11 protein-coding genes are annotated in these 17,528 nt (G+C 50.6%); 7 read left to right on the plus strand and 4 right to left on the minus strand.

Translation table 11 applies throughout. The annotated features are described in order from the left end of the window. Nucleotides 1-85 precede the first annotated feature (85 nt). The 5 genes from AC04MQ_RS05230 to AC04MQ_RS05250 all read left to right on the plus strand — a co-directional run bounded on the left by AC04MQ_RS05230 (nt 86) and on the right by AC04MQ_RS05250 (nt 10,531). A complete protein-coding gene (locus AC04MQ_RS05230; RefSeq protein WP_475391372.1) occupies nt 86-2,134 on the plus strand; it encodes a chemotaxis protein CheA in 2,049 nt (682 codons plus the stop codon). Continuing rightward, nucleotides 2,131-3,000, plus strand: a complete 870-nt coding sequence (locus AC04MQ_RS05235; RefSeq protein WP_015092464.1) for a CheR family methyltransferase — start codon at nt 2,131-2,133, stop codon at nt 2,998-3,000. Before AC04MQ_RS05230 ends, AC04MQ_RS05235 begins: the two co-directional genes overlap by 4 nt. A 15-nt stretch (nt 3,001-3,015) precedes the next feature. Beyond that, on the plus strand, nt 3,016-4,080 hold the full coding sequence (locus tag AC04MQ_RS05240) for a protein-glutamate methylesterase/protein-glutamine glutaminase (protein WP_015092463.1): 1,065 nt from the start codon (nt 3,016-3,018) through the stop codon (nt 4,078-4,080). 135 nt (nt 4,081-4,215) lie between these two features. Further along, nucleotides 4,216-8,343, plus strand: coding sequence for an Ig-like domain-containing protein (locus AC04MQ_RS05245; RefSeq protein ID WP_015092462.1), 4,128 nt, complete (start codon nt 4,216-4,218; stop codon nt 8,341-8,343). A 67-nt stretch (nt 8,344-8,410) separates the two neighbouring features. Further along, nucleotides 8,411-10,531, plus strand: a complete 2,121-nt coding sequence (locus AC04MQ_RS05250; protein WP_475391374.1) for a prolyl oligopeptidase family serine peptidase — start codon at nt 8,411-8,413, stop codon at nt 10,529-10,531. A 15-nt stretch (nt 10,532-10,546) separates the two neighbouring features. Here the strand turns inward: AC04MQ_RS05250 and AC04MQ_RS05255 are convergent, their stop codons facing one another. Both AC04MQ_RS05255 and AC04MQ_RS05260 read right to left on the minus strand, forming a co-directional pair. Beyond that, complete coding sequence (locus AC04MQ_RS05255; RefSeq protein WP_041578006.1) at nt 10,547-11,308, minus strand: cyclic nucleotide-binding domain-containing protein; 762 nt, start codon at nt 11,306-11,308, stop codon at nt 10,547-10,549. A gap of 146 nt (nt 11,309-11,454) precedes the next feature. Further along, the gene (locus tag AC04MQ_RS05260) at nt 11,455-12,657 is read right to left on the minus strand and encodes a tRNA nucleotidyltransferase/poly(A) polymerase-related protein (RefSeq protein WP_015092458.1); all 1,203 of its coding nucleotides are present in this window, start codon (nt 12,655-12,657) and stop codon (nt 11,455-11,457) included. Between the two features lie 152 nt (nt 12,658-12,809). Between AC04MQ_RS05260 and AC04MQ_RS05265 the strand changes: the two genes are divergently transcribed. Both AC04MQ_RS05265 and AC04MQ_RS05270 read left to right on the plus strand, forming a co-directional pair. Next, nucleotides 12,810-13,625: an alpha/beta fold hydrolase gene (locus AC04MQ_RS05265; protein WP_015092457.1), complete on the plus strand. Its 816-nt coding sequence runs from the start codon at nt 12,810-12,812 to the stop codon at nt 13,623-13,625. Nucleotides 13,626-13,723: 98 nt separating this feature from the next. Then, nucleotides 13,724-15,337, plus strand: a complete 1,614-nt coding sequence (locus AC04MQ_RS05270; RefSeq protein ID WP_475391376.1) for a DEAD/DEAH box helicase — start codon at nt 13,724-13,726, stop codon at nt 15,335-15,337. 84 nt (nt 15,338-15,421) lie between these two features. Here AC04MQ_RS05270 and AC04MQ_RS05275 read toward each other — a convergent pair whose 3' ends face one another. Then, entirely contained in the window at nt 15,422-16,084 is a 663-nt protein-coding gene (locus AC04MQ_RS05275; protein ID WP_475391378.1) for an ankyrin repeat domain-containing protein, read from the minus strand. 7 nt (nt 16,085-16,091) lie between these two features. Then, entirely contained in the window at nt 16,092-17,396 is a 1,305-nt protein-coding gene (locus tag AC04MQ_RS05280; RefSeq protein WP_475391379.1) for a D-alanyl-D-alanine carboxypeptidase, read from the minus strand. Nucleotides 17,397-17,528: the final 132 nt, after the last annotated feature.

Raw genomic sequence — 17,528 nt, forward strand, 5'->3', positions numbered from 1 at the left:
TCTCATTCTGGACCAAGGGTCTAAATAGCTCAGATGTTCGATCACCGATATATCCATGTGATTTTCTAATCTCTATGGAGCGCACATGAGCGGTGACAATTCTTTCTTTGAAGAACTACAAATGGATTTCCTGAATGAATCCGCATTTATGCTGGAGCAGTACGAGGAATACATGATGAGGCTGGAAAACAGTGAAGATCCAGCGAAAGACCTGACAGATATTTTCCGGGTGGCCCATTCCGTAAAAGGGGGTGCTGCTGCTGTCGGTCTTGCAGACTTGTGTAAATTTGCCCACGTGATGGAAGACCTTTTGGATCTTCTGCGTTCACGCCCTGAACTGGTGAACTCCACAGTGATTTCTTTGCTGTTGCAATCCGGTGACGAACTGAAGAACCGTGTTGCTGCTCTTCAGCAGCAGCAGGGGGGTCCATGGGATCCGTCTGCCTTGACTGCGGAATTGATAGCCATCACCGAACAGCTTTCCGGCAAGGCTTCCAAGCATGCTCATGCTCCGGCGCCTTCTGTGGATGAACCCAAAGTCGAAGTTCCGGATGACTTCTTTTCTCAGGCACCTGCGGCAGAAGCTTCTGCCGGAGCTGAAGACGATTTGATCAATCATGATCTGCTGGCAGAACTGCTGGCGCAGATGTCACCTGAAGATCAGGCTGAATTCCATGCCAAAGAAGCGGCCGAGGCCGCACTAAAAACGGCGATTGCAGAAGCTGCACCTGTGGCGGCAGAACCGGCAAATCCGGCTCCGATTTTGAAAGTGGTGGAAACGCCGATGGAAGCTCCGGCACCGGCTGTGAAAGCGGCTCCGGCGGCGGCAGCAAAACCAGCGGCGGCAGCTTCTGCTGCCGGCAATGGTGGGGGTAATAACAAGAACGCCAAAAATGCGACCAGCGCCATCAAAGTCGACACGGGTCGTGTGGACTCGGTTCTGGATGCAGTGGGCGAGCTGGTTGTACTGAAAAATCAGCTGGTGCATGACGAAACAGTTCGCAGCGGTGTGAACCTGCGTTTGGAAGCCATTGTTGATCAGCTCGATAAGGCCGTTCGTGAATTGTATGAAAAAACTTTGAGCATCCGTATGACTCCGCTGAAATCCATGTTCATCAAGATTCAGCGTATCGTGCGTGACGTGTCTTTGACTCTGGACAAACCAGTGGATTTGCAATTGATCGGTGAAGAAACCGAGGTCGAAAGAACCGTGTTCGAGCTTCTGGGTGATCCTTTGGTTCACTTGGTTCGTAACTCGATGGACCACGGGGTGGAAAAGAAAGAACTTCGTCAAGAGCGCGGCAAGCCCGCAACGGCGAAAGTCACCGTGTCGGCAAAACAATCCGGCGGTAACGTTATCATCGACATTTCGGATGACGGTGGTGGTATCAACCGTGACAAGGTTCTGGGTAAAGCCATCGAAAAAGGCTTTGTGCCGGCAGGTGTGGACCCGGCGTCCATTCCGGATGAACAGGTTTTCCAGTATATCTTCTATCCGGGGTTCTCTACCGCCGACAAGATTTCGGATCTGTCCGGTCGTGGTGTGGGTCTGGATGTGGTGAAATCAAATCTGGATAAAATCAACGGTAAGATCAATATTTACTCCAAGTCAGGTCAGGGAACGACGTTCCGTCTGACGATTCCTCTGAGCACGGCGATCACTGACGGTATCATCGTGGCTTTGGATGGCGCCCGTTACATTCTGCCGATTCATTCCATTCGCGAGATCGTGCGTGTACTTCCTAAAGACTACACTAATATCTCTGGTGCCGGAAAAGTGGCCAGTATCCGTGGTCATTTGCTGCCGGTGATTGATGTTTCCAAGACTTTGGGTTCGATTAACTGGAGCCTGAATAAAAAAGACCAGCAGCTGGCTCAGCGCCGTGAGAACTCTTTGAGTGCACGTCGTGAGGAAACCATGCTGGTGATCATTGAATCCATGACAGGTCAAATGGCCTTCCCGGTCGACGATGTCCTGGGTCAGGCGCAGGTGGTTGTTAAACCAATCACCACGGGTCAGGACATTCCGGAAGTCGCGGGTGCTGCAATCCTGGGGGATGGCCGTACAGTTCTGATTTTGGAACCAGGTGCTTTGGTAAATAATATTGCTAACGGAAGAGGAATGGCCGCATGACCGCTGTAAAGAAGAATGAGGCCACGGGCGCTCTGTACGATTTTGAAGACATCAAGCTTTCGGACAAAATGTTCATGAAGTTTGCTGAGCGCATGTATGATCTGGCCGGGGTGGATTTGCCACTGACGCCAAAGAATCATGCCCTGATCCGCAACCGCATCGTAAAACTGTTGCGCCGCCATTCCTTGAAGACCTATGAAGACTACTGGTCCAAACTTGAAGCCGGCGGCAACGAGATGGTGTCTGAATTCATTTCGGCGCTGACGACGAACATGACGTCCTTCTATCGCGAGTCGAATCATTTCGACTTCCTGAAGTCCATTTTGCCGGAACTGTCCCGCAAGTTTGGTTCTGATCTGCGCATGTGGTGTGCCGCAGCCAGCACAGGACAAGAGCCTTACACAATCGCGATGACGGCGTGTGAAGCACAACCTGAAATGCCTTCTGCGAAGCCGCGCCTGCTGGCGACGGATATCGACTTGCAGGTTTTGAAGAAAGCCTCAACCGGCACTTATGAAGAACGCGAGATGCAGGGCCTGCCGCCCGTGCAGCGTTCGAAGTACTTTGAAAAAATCAAAGCTGACGGCGACGAATACTGGAGAGCCAAGGATCAGATTCATAACATGATCCGCTTTGCTCCGTTCAATCTGATGAATCCAAAGTACGAGTTCCAGCACAAGTTCCATGTGATCTTCTGCCGTAACGTGCTGATTTATTTTGATGAGCCGACAACGAAACGTGTGATCGACAATCTGGTGTCCTGTTTGGCGCCGGGCGGGTATCTGGTTCTGGGACATTCCGAATCAGGCAATGTGAAACATCCGGGTTTGAAGCCGATGTCTCGCGCAGTTTATCAAAAACTTTAATTAAAGAAGGCCCTAATGGCACAAAAGATTCGTGTCCTTATTGTTGATGATTCTGCGGTGATTCGTAAGCTGCTGGAAAAAATCTTTTCCTCTTGCGCGGACATCGAAGTGGTGGGAACAGCATCGGACCCTTACATCGCCCGTGACAAGCTGGTGGCGCTAAAGCCCGACGTGATGACTCTGGATGTAGAGATGCCTCGTATGGATGGCATCAGCTTCCTGGAAAAAGTCATGCAGCATTTCCCGACCCGCACGATTATTTTTTCAAGCTTGGCAAAGACGGGCTCTGAAACTTATCTGCGCGCTCTGGAAGCCGGAGCCATCGAGATTATGGAAAAGCCGTCCATTGACGTGTCCCAGTCCCTGGAAACACTGTCGGCGGCGATCATTGAAAAAGTAAAAGCCGTGGCAAAAGCCCGTATCAATCCGATCAAAGCGGTGGTGCCTAATCCGGGCGCTCCGGTACAGAAGATTGCCAGCACCTCTTTGGCGCGCACGACGCACCAGTTGCTGGCGGTGGCCTCGTCCACCGGTGGTACCGAGGCGCTGAAGGTGTTCCTAAGCGGGATGCCTGCGGATATTCCGGGAACTTTGGTTGTGCAGCACATGCCACCGGGTTTCACGAAATCATTTGCTGAAAACCTGAATAAGATGTTCCCTTTTGAAGTCAAAGAGGCTGAAGAAGGGGATCAGGTTGTTCCGGGTCGAGTTCTGATTGCTCCGGGCAACTATCATATGGAAATCACGCGCAGTGGTGCCTTCTATTACGTGAAGCTGCATCAGGGTCCGGCCCTGCACAGTGTTCGCCCAGCTGCGGACTATCTAATGAAATCAGTGGCGAAGTACGTGGGTAAGAATGCCATGGGTGTTGTTCTGACCGGTATGGGCAAAGACGGCGCTGAAGGTCTTCTGGAAATGAAGAACGCTGGTGCTTACACGGTGGCTCAGAACGAAGAAACCTGCGTGGTGTACGGTATGCCGGCAGCCGCAGTAGCCTTGGGTGCTGCTGACAAGGTTCTGCCACTGGATCGCATCGCCGGAGACTTGCTGAAACAGCTGCAGACTCGTAACGCCGCCTAGTGTTCCGTAATAAGGGTCAGTGAACTGGAAACTCTCGGAATTGTATGAGTTTTCATACAATTTTGAGAATATCCACCGATATGTCTCATGATGGATTCTTTGGTATGTTGTGGAAGAGGTCTTTTATGGGTCGTTTTGCTGACGTTCACCAGCGGGTGCTCGATCTCTACAGAACTATTCAAGTCCGTCACCGACCTTATGTCCCGTCAGCCCTTGCAGGCTGTTCTAAGCTCGAGTGTTTCATCTTATAACAATTTAAGTCAGTGGACAGTCCAGGTGACTTTTTCCGAAGATGTTCAGGGGCTTGAGGTATCTGATTTTTCAGTAAACAACGCCACGATTGTCTCGTTAACACCGGTCGACGCGTCGACTTATGATCTGGTTCTGGAGCCACTTTTGGATGGTCCGGTCACTGTGCTGCTGCCAGTAAATGCCGCCACCAGCCTTGCGTTGAATGAAGCCACACCAGAATCAAATACCCTGAGTTTCACCAGTGACCGAACGAAACCCTCTGCCACCCTGACTTATTCGGGAGATGATCCGACCAATGAATCCCCGCTGATCTTTGATCTGATGTTGGGCGAGTCAGTGGCTTCGGTTCTGGATGCTTCGGCTTTTGCCGTGACAAATGGGATCATCGATAAAATCGAGGGCTCAGGTCCTGGTTACTTCATTTATGTTATTCCGTCGGCGTCACAAACTGAAGTGAGGCTGTCTCTTCCTGGCGATCGTATCTATGACCTTGCAGGGAATGGAAATTTGGCTTCGGCCGAGATGGTGGTGGAATACAATTCAGATCGACCTTTACCCACGCTAAGCAGCGCGGATCCCATGAAGGTGAATGTGGCTGCGATTTCGGTTGCGGTCAGCTTTTCTGCACCAGTGACAGGATTTGATGCTTCTGATCTGGAGCTTTCAAATGCCACGGTCGAAAATTTTGCCGGCAGTGGGGATACCTATACTTTCACCTTGCGAGCCTCCGGTCAGGGCGACTTTGCCGTGCGGGTAAAAAATGAAGCGGCGTCGGACAGTGTCGGGAACAAGTCTTTGGTGTCAAGCTGGTTGAACAGACATCATGACAGCGTTAGACCGACGGTTTCTTTGGGAAGTCTGGCCGCTTATACTTTGTCAGCTCCGGTTAGCATCACGGCGACTTTCAGTGAGTCCGTTTCCGGCTTCACGGCCGGAGATTTGGAACTGGTAAATGCGACCGCGACTGTGACGGGAAGCGGAGGATCTTACACAATTGAGATCACTCCCGTAACTGAGGGTGCTTTTAGTGTGAGAGTTCCGGAAGCAGCTGCAACTGATGATGCTGGTAATGCCTCACAGGCCTCAGCGACAAGCTCCAGCATTTTTGACACGCTTCCACCCACTGTGGAAATCATCAGTGAGGCGGGACCGAATGTTTATGAAGCCCCGATATATTTCACCATAAAATTCAGCGAAGAGGTGACAGGTCTTGTTGCAGCAGATTTTGTAAAATCCGGTGCCAATATCAGTTCGGTGACGCCAGCGTCAGGACCAAGCGCGGTGTACAGATTGCAAATGGCAGCCCCGGCTTTTGGAACCGGGGATATCTCCTTATCGTTGCCAAGTGGAGTCGTGGTGGACGGTTCCGGGAAAGGGAATCTGGCTTCTGCGGTGACCACTGTTTTATTTGATAATTCTCCGGTGACAATTTCTCTTGCGGGCAACGAACAGGTTGTGACTGAAGACGAAAATAATGCCGGCGGCAGTCCCGACAAATTATTTGGTCTGACGATGAGTGGTTCGAAACCTTATAACGTGACGGTCAATTATGAAGTTTCCGGATCTGCTGTCGCGAATACTGACGTCACCTTGGCGCAAAAGGGCAGCATTTTGATTCCCGCCGGAAGCACGAATGTGTCGTTGCCGTTTAGACTGATCAATAATGCCGGCAGTATTCATAATAAATATCTCCAGCTGAACCTGACGTTTGCAAACACGCCGGTGGCCCGCTTTGCGAGGGTGTCACAAAGTCGTGTGATGATCAAAGATGTGACCAGTGCAGCGCACTCGACAGTGAAAAGGATTGTCGGATCTTATCGTCATCGTTGTGCCCTGATGATGGATGGAAAGGTTCGCTGTTGGGGTGAAAATGCCGACGGTCAGTTGGGTGATGGAACGACGGCCAATCGTTTGCAGGCTGTTTCAGCTTTGACGGGTGTCTGGAACTTTAAACAATTGACCACAGGCGCTGATCATAGCTGTGGCATTCTTGATGATCCGGCCAAAGAAGTTGTCTGCTGGGGAAACAACGACAGGTACCAGCTGGGATTGGGTGATCAGACGGATCGTCACACGCCGGTATTATTGAGCAGCATCAGCGGGGTGGATGAGATTGCCGCGGGCGATGGATTCACCTGTGCCTTGAAAGCTGGAAAAATCTATTGCTGGGGACGTCAGGATCGAGGACGCCTTGGGAACGGCGTTGTGACAAATGGAAACGTCAGCACACCTGCAGAATTGGTGACGGCAAGTGCTTTTGATTTTGACCGTCTGTCTGTCGGCGGCGGTACCGGATGTGCTATCAACACGAATAATCAGCTTTATTGCTGGGGGAATAATGGGCGGGGGCAACTTGGAATTGGAAGTACTGCCCATCAGGGAACAGCCCAGTTGGTGGGCTCTGACTTTTTGAAAATTTCAGTGGCAGGATTGACCGTACCGGGCACTATTGCCGCAGAAGGCGGACACGTTTGTGCCGTCAAGACGGATTTTACAGTTCAGTGCTGGGGGGGGAATTCTTATCTTCAAAGCGGTTCCAGTCCCACGACCGATAAAACCCTTCCCGCGACAATCACCAGTGTTGATACCTTTGATGACGTGGCGGCGGGTGCTTATCACACCTGCGGTATTCGAAAATCTGATGGTCGTGTTGTTTGCTGGGGTTCAACAAGACTCGGCGGCAACACCAATTATATCGGTCCCCACGGTCAAGGCCTGACCCCTGGTACCACGGTACTGCCGGTTTTGACGGCGGATACAAATTCTTATGCCAGTATTACTTCAGGTGTGGCTTACAGCTGCGGAGTCACCAGTACGGGCCGAACAAAATGCTGGGGCGAATATGGCGCGGGCTATCTGGGCGATGGGAGTTCGGTATATCGTCGGGAACCTGCCGTTTCCGACATCGGTGTCACCTACAAGAAGATCTCTATGGGAGTGTTTTTATCCTGCGGCATCACGACGGATGATATATTGAAATGCTGGGGAGCAAACCAGTTCAGCACTTACCTTGGTGACGGGTCCTCGTTTGGTCGAAGCTATCCGGTGGTCATTGATCAGGAGCGCAAGTATAAGGATGTCGCCATCGGCTATGAATCCATCTGCGGAATATTGCTGGATGGAACTTTAAAATGCTGGGGAGGCAGCGGCAGTTATGGAGTCGGGGATGGAGTTCTTCAGATTCGTTTGTCTCCGGTGGTGATTGATGGCGGAACTTCTTATAAATGGATCTCTGTAGGTCAGTCCACGACTTGTGGGGTAACCAGCGCAGGGGTATTGAAGTGCTGGGGCCGCAACAACAGTGGAATTATTGGTGGTTCCACAACTCCTGCGGTCTATGCCGCCCCCACTGTGATTGACTCGGGCGTTCGTTATAAGATGGTATCGGTTCTTGGTGGATTGACGGGGTCAGCCTGCGCCATTACAGATGAAAATGAACTGAAGTGCTGGGGAAACCATGTCGCTTCTTTGGGGCGAGGAGCCATAGCTGCACCAGATATCTACACGCCGGGAGTTGTAATGGCGGGCACAAAATTCGTTGCCGTCAGCATGTATGGCAGCCGAACTTGTGCAATCAGCGACGCTTTCAAGTTGTATTGCTGGGGTGATGGTACGGGTTATGGAACTGGGCTTAACGTGACGACGAGCTATAACACGCCACAAATGGTAAGCCCTGCTGTCAGCTATACCAGTGTGTCAATGGGATCAAACGGCGGATGTGCGATAACCACCGGTGAACAGATTAAATGCTGGGGCGCTGAAGGAGATGTCGCCACAGATTCCTATTGGGCTTCAACGGGCACGGGTCTGGCGGAGGCACGAATTCCTGCGGATTTGCTGGGCGGTGGTACATACAAAAGCGTTGAGCGTGGGGGAAATTCTGGTTGTGCCATTACGCCGACAGATGCTCTGAAGTGCTGGGGCAGCAATGTTTACGGTCAGATGGCGGACTATAAGGTACTTATGTCCTGGCTGACTCCGATTGATATCACCAATTGGATAGAGGACTAATTTTTCATTTAACTCTTGAGTCCAAGAGAGTCTTCATTAAAATTAATAGGATTTTCGAGGAGGTCGAATGAATCTAATTCGGCAGGCGGGAACTTTTTTCTGCATTCTGACTTTGTTGGGATGCCAGACGTCTTCGCATAAAGCACGGGAGCAAAAAATGAATCACGACAATGATCCGTATATCTGGCTGGAAGAGGTCGAAGGCGACAAGGCCCTGGAATTTGCAAAAGCCGAAAACAAACGCACCTTAGAACATTTTCATCAAAACCCGCGTTTTAAAACCATTGAGCATGACCTAAGAAAGATCATGCTGGCAGAAGACCGTGTGCCTGCGGTGCACCTGAAAAATGGGGAGCTTTACAACTTCTGGCAGGATGGAAAGCATGTGCGCGGCTTGTGGAGAAAAACCACAATGCAAAGCTATCTGACGTCACACCCGCACTGGGACGTGATTTTGGACATTGATGCTTTGGCAAAAAAAGAAAATGAAAACTGGGTGTGGAAGGGCGCAAGCACGTTGCCACCGGCTCATCAGAAGGCCTTGGTTTATCTGTCCCGTGGGGGCAAAGATGCCATTGTGGTGCGTGAGTTTGATATGAAGACCCGCCAGTTTGTAGCCGATGGATTCAGTCTGCCAGAGGCAAAAAGTGGCATTGATTGGAAGGATGAAAATACCGTTTACGTGGGCACAGATTTCGGTCCGGGCACGATGACGGATTCGGGATACCCTCGTCTTGTCAAAATCTGGAAGCGTGGAACGCCAATTGGTGAAGCCAAGCTGGTGATGGAAGGCAAATCCACCGACATGTCTGTTTACACCTATGTGCAAAGAGACGGCGATCATAAGCGTGTTTTCCATTCAATTCGCACCGGCTTTTATTCCAGCGAAAACTGGTATGAAGATGACAAGGGCGTAAAAACCCGACTGCCCATGCCGACGGACTCAGAATTCTGGGGTGTTTTCAAAAACAAACTGTTCTTTGAGTTGAAATCTGATTTGGGAAATCTTAAAAGCGGCAGCATCGTGTTCATGCCGTTCGATAAAATCTTCGATGGCGAAAAAGCGCAAGCATCCCTGAAGGCGATCTTTGTCCCGACGGACAAAAGATTCATTCAAGGCATGAGTCCGACCAAGAACCACATCATGCTGCATGTGACAGACAACGTGCTTTCCAAAATCGAAAAAGTGACCTTCACCAGCGAAGACACCTTCGAAACTGAATCAGTGCCTTTGGGTGAAAACGGCATGGCCTATGTTACCTCCACAGAGGAAGAAAGTGATCTGTATCTGGCTCAGTACATGGACTTCTTCACTCCGGTCTCCACTTATCTTGGCGACGCCAGTGACGGCAAAAACATGCTGGAACTGCTGAAGAAATCCCCGGATCGCTTCAACAACAAGGGCATGAAGACCCAGCGTTTTGAAGCCATCAGCAAAGACGGCACGAAGATTCCTTACTTTGTGACTTCCAAGGCGGATATCAAAATGGATGGCAAAAATCCGACGCTGCTTTACGGTTATGGCGGATTCCAGTCTCCGATGCAGCCAAGTTATTTGGGCACGGTCGGTAAAGTGTGGCTGGAACAGGGTGGAGTCTATGTGATTTCCAATCTGCGCGGCGGGGGCGAGTTCGGTCCGGCATGGCATCAGTCCGTGCTGAAAGAAAACCGCTATAAAGTTTACGAAGACAACATCGCGATTTCAGAAGACCTGATCAAACGTGGATTCACATCACCACAGCATCTGGGAATTTCCGGCCGGTCCAACGGGGGCCTGCTGACAGGGGCGACTTTCACGCAGCGCCCGGATCTGTACAATGCCGTGATTGTGGGCGTGCCACTGCTGGATATGCTTCGCTATCACAAGCTGTTGGCGGGCGCGAGCTGGATGGCTGAATATGGCGATCCGGATGATCCAAAGATGCGTGAAGCCATCCTGAAGTATTCTCCGTACCAGCGTCTGAGCAAAGAGGCGAAGTATCCGGAAGTGTTCATCATGACCAGCACCAAGGATGACCGCGTTCATCCGGGCCACGCACGCAAGATGGTGGCACGCATGAAAGAGCAGGGGCATCCGGTGTACTACTATGAAAATATGGAGGGCGGTCACGCAGGCAGCGCGAATATCGAACAAGCGATCCTGTGGAACAGTCTTGAATACAGCTATCTTTGGGAAAAACTAAAATAAGTTCCTGGTTCTTTTTTAGCCGGTCAGGGCCTTGTTGGCTTTCTTAAGCCGCAGCGACAGGGTCTTGACCAGAGCTTTTGCCCACGACGGTCGGGCAAAGATAACATTGTCCAAAGAGCCATTGGGAATCGCGATCAGTTCCACTTCAGTGATGGCTTCCACGGTAGCTGAGCGGGGTTCGTGATTAAAGTGCCCCATCTCGCCCACGAATTCACCGGGCAGAATTTCTCCGAACATGATTTTTTCACCATCCGGGCCTTCGGAATAGGCGCGCAGGCTGCCTTTTTTTACGATGTAGGCGACTTCGGTCATGTCGCCTTCTTTGAACAGAACATCGCCCGGCTGCAGCTGTTTTAGCTCGTACTGGGCCTGGTTGCTGTCGACTTTCGGCGAAATGATTTTGGAAACGCAGTCGACCAGAGCTTTCTCACGGTCAGGTTCCGTCAGAAACTGAATGCGGCCGGAAGCGACTTCGTGTTTGAAGATATCGTGGTCAGCGACATAGGACATGATGATGATCGCAATGTCGTCGTTGTTTTTTTCTTTCAGAATTTTGGCGACGATGTCAAAGCCTGAACCCTTCGGCAGGTACTCATCCACCAACACCGCTTTGGGATGAACGTTGTCCAGCTTGTATTTGGCTTCAAACCATTCCGAGCCATGAAAGACAGAGCAGTTTTCAAAATTTCGATTGAGCGAGTCAGTGCATTTATGAATGCGGGTTTTATCGCCGCTGATAATAAGGAAAGTGTTCTTCTTTTGGTCGTTCCGTCCCATATCAAAAACCTTCCGTTGTTTTACGTGGATTTTTAAGACAATCCACGCTGGGTGACATTGTCTTATTATCAGGCTTTTAAGTGGTGGCTTCAATAGACCGGTCTCAATTCAATTGTGGATGTCTTGAACTGAGACCCTTAGCGGACTTAGTGGTGGGTTTCCTCAGGTTTCTGGCGCGGAGCCGGTCCACGCGAGAACTTTTCATACTGTTGTTCCCAGTAATGCATCTGGGAGGGGGACAGGGAATAATCCATCTTCGCAAGTTTCATCGCCAGCACGAAGGATTCATTCATCACAAAGGCCGCCTGACGGCGCTCGCCCTTGCGGCTGTAGCTTTCAATCTTGTGCAGGCCCTGCATCAGATACAGGGCTTTGAAGAAGATCGCGATTTCCTGTTTGAAGATGCCCATTTCTTCACGCATGAAGTAGGCAAGCTTTGAATCATTGGAAAGGTCGTCATGATTCCAAGGCTCTTCGCCGTACTGGGCTTTCATGAAGGCCATCATAAATCCGGCGAACAATTCAATCGGGTCGTTCTTGTCGATTCCTGACAAATTGATGCGCGCCAGATGGATTTCAAAGACTTCCATTTTGTGAGCGTCAACAAACACGGAATGCAGGCCCGGCAGAATCTGTTCCAGAATATGCAGGTCAAACAGCTCCATGAAAGCCAGGTGTGGTTCTTTCAGGCGCAGGAACTTCAGCCACTCTTCACGACGGCGCGGAAGAACGGATTTTTTCAGTTCGCTGCTGCATTCAGCAATCGCTGCCCGCATCGTGGTTTCAATCGAAAAATGCAGTTTGTGGGACAGACGTATCGCACGCAGAATGCGAATCGGATCTTCGATGAAACGCGCTTTCGGATCGCCAATCATGCGCAGCACGCGGTTTTCGATATCCTGAATGCCGCCGCAATAGTCGATCAGCTTGTGCTGGCCTGGATCGTAAAAAACAGCGTTGCAGGTGAAATCGCGGCGAACGGCGTCTTCTTCAACGGTGCCGAAATAGTTGTCGCCTTCAACGGAGTCATCACCCTGATCGGCCAGTTCTTCCTGAGTCACATTGCGACGGAAAGTTGCGACCTCGAACTGCTGATCACCACGTTTAACAAGCACCAGCTTGAAACGACGACCAATCACGTAAGCGTTGGGAACTTTTTTGCGCACCTGATTGGGGTGAGCACTGGTGGCGATATCGAAATCTTTCGGATGAATCCCAACAAGCAAATCGCGAACGCACCCACCAACAAGATAGGTTTCAAAACCGGCGTCTTGAAGGTTACGAACAATTCTTAATGCGTAGGAGTCGATCCAGTCCTCGTGGAGCTGGGGTTTTTGCTGGGCAGTCATTGAGGCTGAATCTACATCCCTTCGCATCAAAATTCAAACCTGAATAACAAAAGACCGGAAGGACAAGTCTTTGATCTTAAGTCCTTGAAATAATTGAGGGTCTTTTGAATAAATCAACATGACGTGACCCTCGCCCGGGAGTATAAAAGGGTATGTCTTACCTCAATAATTTCTATCATCTCTTTTATGGTCCCGAAGACGGGCGCAAATGGGTCTTTGTTCATGGTCTGATGGGCTATGGGCAGAACTGGCGCCGGATCATTCAGGGGATTGAGGCGACCGAACGGTGTTTGGCCTTTGACCAGCGCGGGCATGGAAGATCCTTCCAGCCGCCCGAGGGTTACAGTCCCGAAGACTATGCGGACGACCTTAAAAAGATTGTGGATGAGTTGGGGTGGGGGAAGTTTGTTCTGGTCGGGCACTCGATGGGTGGCCGTAACGTCCTGAACTTTGCTTCCAGATTCCCCGAGTATGTGTCCCACCTGGTGATCGAAGACATTGGGCCCGAGGCCAATCCCACGGCTCATGAGTATTACGAGTATTTGTTGAATCTGGTTCCCAGCCCTTTTGCCTCCCGAGACGAGGCCAAGCGCTATTTCTTCGAGGACTTTGTCAAAACGGCAAAGACCCGGGAAAACATCCAGGTGATGGCGAACTATTTCTATTCGAATATGGTGGAACAAGCCAACGGAACTGTGGATTGGCGGTTTTCGAAACAAGGCATTCTGGACTCTGTTCGCCTGGGGCGCACGGATGACAGATGGGATGAAGTGAAATCCCTGAAAGTGCCGACCCTGCTGGTTCGCGGAGGAAACTCCAAAGAACTCAGTCAGGAAAACTACGACAAAATGCTGGCTAGCAACCCTATGATTAAGGGCGTCGTAATACCTGGAGCTGGACATTGGGTCCACTCAGATCAACCTCAGGCCTTTACGGAGGCCGTGAAACTGTTTGTGGGCGGCTTTTAAGCGCCTGCTTTGACATTTGGCTCCCTGCTAAGTAGTTTGGGAGCTTCAGACCGGAGTATAGAAACTTGAAATTCTCAGAATTGAATTTAGATTCCCAATTGTTATCTGCAATCCAGAAGTTGAACTATGATGATTGCACCCCGATCCAGGAACAGGCCATCCCGCCGGTTCTGGACGACAAAGACGTTGCCGGCCTTGCTCAGACCGGAACAGGTAAAACTGCCGCTTTCGTAATCCCAGTGATGGAACGTATCCTTAGAGCCCGCCCAGTTCAGGGTGAAGTGACTGAAGAGCAAAAAGCCCTGATCGAAAAAAGAGCCTACAAAGACTGGAAACCTCAGAACTTCGTATTGATCCTGGTTCCAACGCGTGAGTTGGCAGAGCAGGTTCAGGACAACATCAACAAGCTGAGCGTTGATTCCGGCCTTCGTGGTTTTGCGATCTATGGCGGTACGGGTTACGACAAACAAAAAGAGGCGTTGAAAAACGGTGTTGAATTCATCGTGGCGACTCCAGGCCGTTTGATCGATCTGTACAAAGAACATCTGGTGGACCTGAAACAGGTTCGTGCGATCGTCTTCGATGAAGCGGACCGTATGTTCGACATGGGCTTCAAAGACGACATGAAGTACATCCTTCAGCGCGTTCCTCGTGAACGTCAGCTTTTGGTGTTCAGTGCGACTTTGAACTTTGATGTTTTGAACACCATCTATCAGTTCGGTTCCGAGCCGGTGGAAATCAACATCAGCCGTGACCAGGCCAAAGCGGACAACGTGAAAGATCAGATCTTCCACGTGGGTTCCGATGAAAAGCCCCAGCATCTTCTGTCTTTGCTGAAAGTGCACAATCCAAAACAGGCCATCATCTTCACCAACTTCAAAATGAGCGTCGAGCGCATCGCGAAGTTCCTGGTTGAAAACGGTGTTCCTGCCATGGCGATTTCAAGCCTTCTGACTCAAGCTCAGCGCAACCGCGTGATTGAGCAGTTCAAAGCTGAAAACGACATGAACGTGCTGGTGGCAACGGACGTTGCAGCCCGCGGTTTGGACATCAAAGGTGTCGACATGGTTGTGAACTATGAACTGCCGATGGACTCTGAATCCTACGTTCACCGTATCGGTCGTACCGGTCGTGCGGGCACGACAGGTCAGGCGTTCTCTTTGGTTGGCGACAAGGACATCGAGTCTTTGGGTCGCATCGAAGATTATTTGAAACACAAAATCGAAGTCGGCTATCTGGAAAACGACCAGTTGCTGAAAGACTTCAAGCCGATGACTTCCCATTTTGAAGGTCATTATCCAAAATCTTTGGATCGTGCACGTGCGCCTCGTGAAGGTGGACGTGGTGGTGACAGAGGTCCTCGCCGTGAAGGTGACCGTGGTCCACGTCGTGAACGTGGTGATCGCGGACCTCGTCAGGATCGTGGTCCTCGTCCAGAAGGTCAGCAGAAATCTGCACAAGGTGCAGGTGCTCAGCAGACTCAAGGCGGAGGCCAGCGTCCAGACAGCCGTCCAAAAAGACAAGAGGGTGGTCCGAAGCGTCCTCACGATGGAAAACGTGGCGAACAAAGACCAAGAACAGACCAGCAGGCTCGCAAGCCGCACGGTCAGCAGCAGCGCCAAGGGGCTTCTGCCAAGAAACGTGTGCCAATGGCAGCGCAAAAATCCATCGGCCAAAAGGTCGCAGGATTCTTCAAACGCCTGTTCTCTTAATCAGGTATTTCAAATCCCTGAAAAGCAAAAAGCCTGCTCCGTTATGGAAGCAGGCTTTTTTTTGCCCTGAGGGTCTTTTCAATTTTACTTCTTTTTGGAAAGAGCTTTTGTCGTGTCCTGGTTGGAGGCTTCTTTTGCCACATCCAGAGCGGTCTGACCTTTTTTGTTTTTCACTTTCAAATCCGCGCCCTTTTTCACAAGGAAGTCAATGTCGGCCGGGGTTCCGTAACGAGCCACCGCGAACAGCGCAGTTTCACCCAGAGTGTTGGCTTTGTTCACCAAAGCTTTGTTTTTGGAAAGGATGGATTCCGCCGTTTTTTTGTTGTTCTGGGCTGCACGCATGAACAGGGTGTCGCCTTCGTCGCCCGCCACGATGATGTCCACGTTTGCACCGGCTTTGATCAGCTCGTCTGCCACATCATAAGCATCGTTGGTCACCGCGAAAGCCAAAGCGGTTTCGCCGCCGTTGTTCTTTAGTTCCAGATTCACTTTTTTGGAAAGCAGGAATTTTACGATATCCAGGTTTCCACCCATCGCTGCATTCATCAGCGGGGTCATGCCGGTTTCGTCCTGCGCATTCAGATCAATTTTGTTTTTCTGAACCAGGGTTTTCACCTTGGCAAGATCGCCTTGTTCCGCAGCCTCGTTCAGGGCCTTGTTGGATTTTCCTACCGCCGCGAAAGCCGTTCCGTGAAGAAGACCCGCGAGGAAGAAAATCAGTGCTGCCAGCAAGTAAGACTTTTTCATACGTCACCTATTTCTTCGCTGTAGTGATGGTGTTCACTTTAGTCAGGTAAGAATATTTATCAAATGGCAAAGGCAATTGTTCGGTGTAATTGATCGCTTTCGGTCCGCCATTTTGATTGATCAGCTGGCTGACCTTGTTTTTGATCTGTTGAGAAGCCACACCCCAGTCAGAGCGGGACTTGTCATAATCCGTGTGCATCAGAACCGCGAAATAGATTTCGCCATTCTTCGTGGATACAGAGCCCATCAAAGTTTTGGCTTTGTTCACGCTGCCTGTTTTAGCTGTCGTGGATCCTGCCATCACGCCGCCGTAGCCGCCCACGGTAGAGGACTTGTCTTTCGCAGCAACCGCCATTACGTCAGAAAGTTCATACCCTTTTGCAGACAGGGATTTGTCCAAAGAATAAAGAACCTTGATCATCGTTTCGCAGGTGGCTTCATTGTAAACCGGTTTTGCCACAGAGCCTTCGTTGTTACCGGATCCGTTGTGGAAAACGATGTCGGTTTCATCAGCCTGCATTTTGCCGGCGATGTAAGCGTTGAAAGCTTCAGAGCCACCCAGATTCCAGAACAGATTGTCAGCGATATAGTTGTTGGACTGGTTGTTCATGCGCTTCAGGATGTTTTTCAAAGGCGAAGACAACAGAACCATTGTGGTGGTTTTTTCACTTTTCTGGAACTCTGCTTTTTTCACGAAGCTGACCGTGCGCACGTCCACCTTTGGGCGAAGGGACATTTGCACGCCAATGCGCGCCGCTTTGGATTTCAGAATAGCGTAATAGCCCGGATTGATTGCCGTCGCGAAAGAGGACGTCAAAGTCGCACGCACGACAGAGGCCTGCTGTTCCACGGTGCTGTATTTAGGAGTCGTTCCGCCGATCATCGGCTTTTCTTCCGCTAACCAAGCCAACAGGAAGTTTTCATCGAAAGTCAGTTTTTCGATCTTGGTGATTTTCATGCGGTTCAGTTCAGAAAGCAGGAAATAAGACATGTTGCGACCAAACAATGGATCGCGGCTGCCTTCGATATGAATATCGTAAGAACCGTTCGCCGTCGGTGTGACATGCAGTTTGGTTTGGAAGCGATAGTCAGGACCCAGGCGGTCAATGGCCCACAGTGTGGTTACGATTTTGGAGATGGATGCCAGCGGGAACTTATCATCCTTATTGTCATCACCCTGGATCTGCTGGGTTTTGGAATTCGCGGCCATGTGGCACATGGAATTCAAATAAACCTTCGCAGAAGCGGCGGAACTGATAAGAAGCGTACCAACAGTAACGTGCAATATTTTTTTGGCCAAAGCTGGAATCATTACTACCTCTCCTTCAAGACACAGGCTGTATTTCATGATCTGTACCACCTTGAGATTGTTTTAATTGATTTGGAGACTATGGAACTGTTCAGGTCTTTGTCAGGGGTGCCGCAAATTGACGGCCCAAACGGG

The organism is Bdellovibrio sp. MYbb2, from assembly GCF_056175685.1.

Excerpts from the sequence above, each read along its gene's own strand:
- AC04MQ_RS05280 (WP_475391379.1), bottom strand. The coding sequence starts at position 17,396 with ATGATTCCAGCTTTGGCCAAAAAAATATTGCACGTTACTGTTGGTACG.
- AC04MQ_RS05255 (WP_041578006.1), bottom strand. The coding sequence starts at position 11,308 with ATGGGACGGAACGACCAAAAGAAGAACACTTTCCTTATTATCAGCGGC.
- AC04MQ_RS05260 (WP_015092458.1), bottom strand. The coding sequence starts at position 12,657 with ATGACTGCCCAGCAAAAACCCCAGCTCCACGAGGACTGGATCGACTCC.
- AC04MQ_RS05265 (WP_015092457.1), top strand. The coding sequence starts at position 12,810 with ATGTCTTACCTCAATAATTTCTATCATCTCTTTTATGGTCCCGAAGAC.
- AC04MQ_RS05235 (WP_015092464.1), top strand. The coding sequence starts at position 2,131 with ATGACCGCTGTAAAGAAGAATGAGGCCACGGGCGCTCTGTACGATTTT.
- AC04MQ_RS05250 (WP_475391374.1), top strand. The coding sequence starts at position 8,411 with ATGAATCTAATTCGGCAGGCGGGAACTTTTTTCTGCATTCTGACTTTG.
- AC04MQ_RS05240 (WP_015092463.1), top strand. The coding sequence starts at position 3,016 with ATGGCACAAAAGATTCGTGTCCTTATTGTTGATGATTCTGCGGTGATT.
- AC04MQ_RS05275 (WP_475391378.1), bottom strand. The coding sequence starts at position 16,084 with ATGAAAAAGTCTTACTTGCTGGCAGCACTGATTTTCTTCCTCGCGGGT.
- AC04MQ_RS05230 (WP_475391372.1), top strand. The coding sequence starts at position 86 with ATGAGCGGTGACAATTCTTTCTTTGAAGAACTACAAATGGATTTCCTG.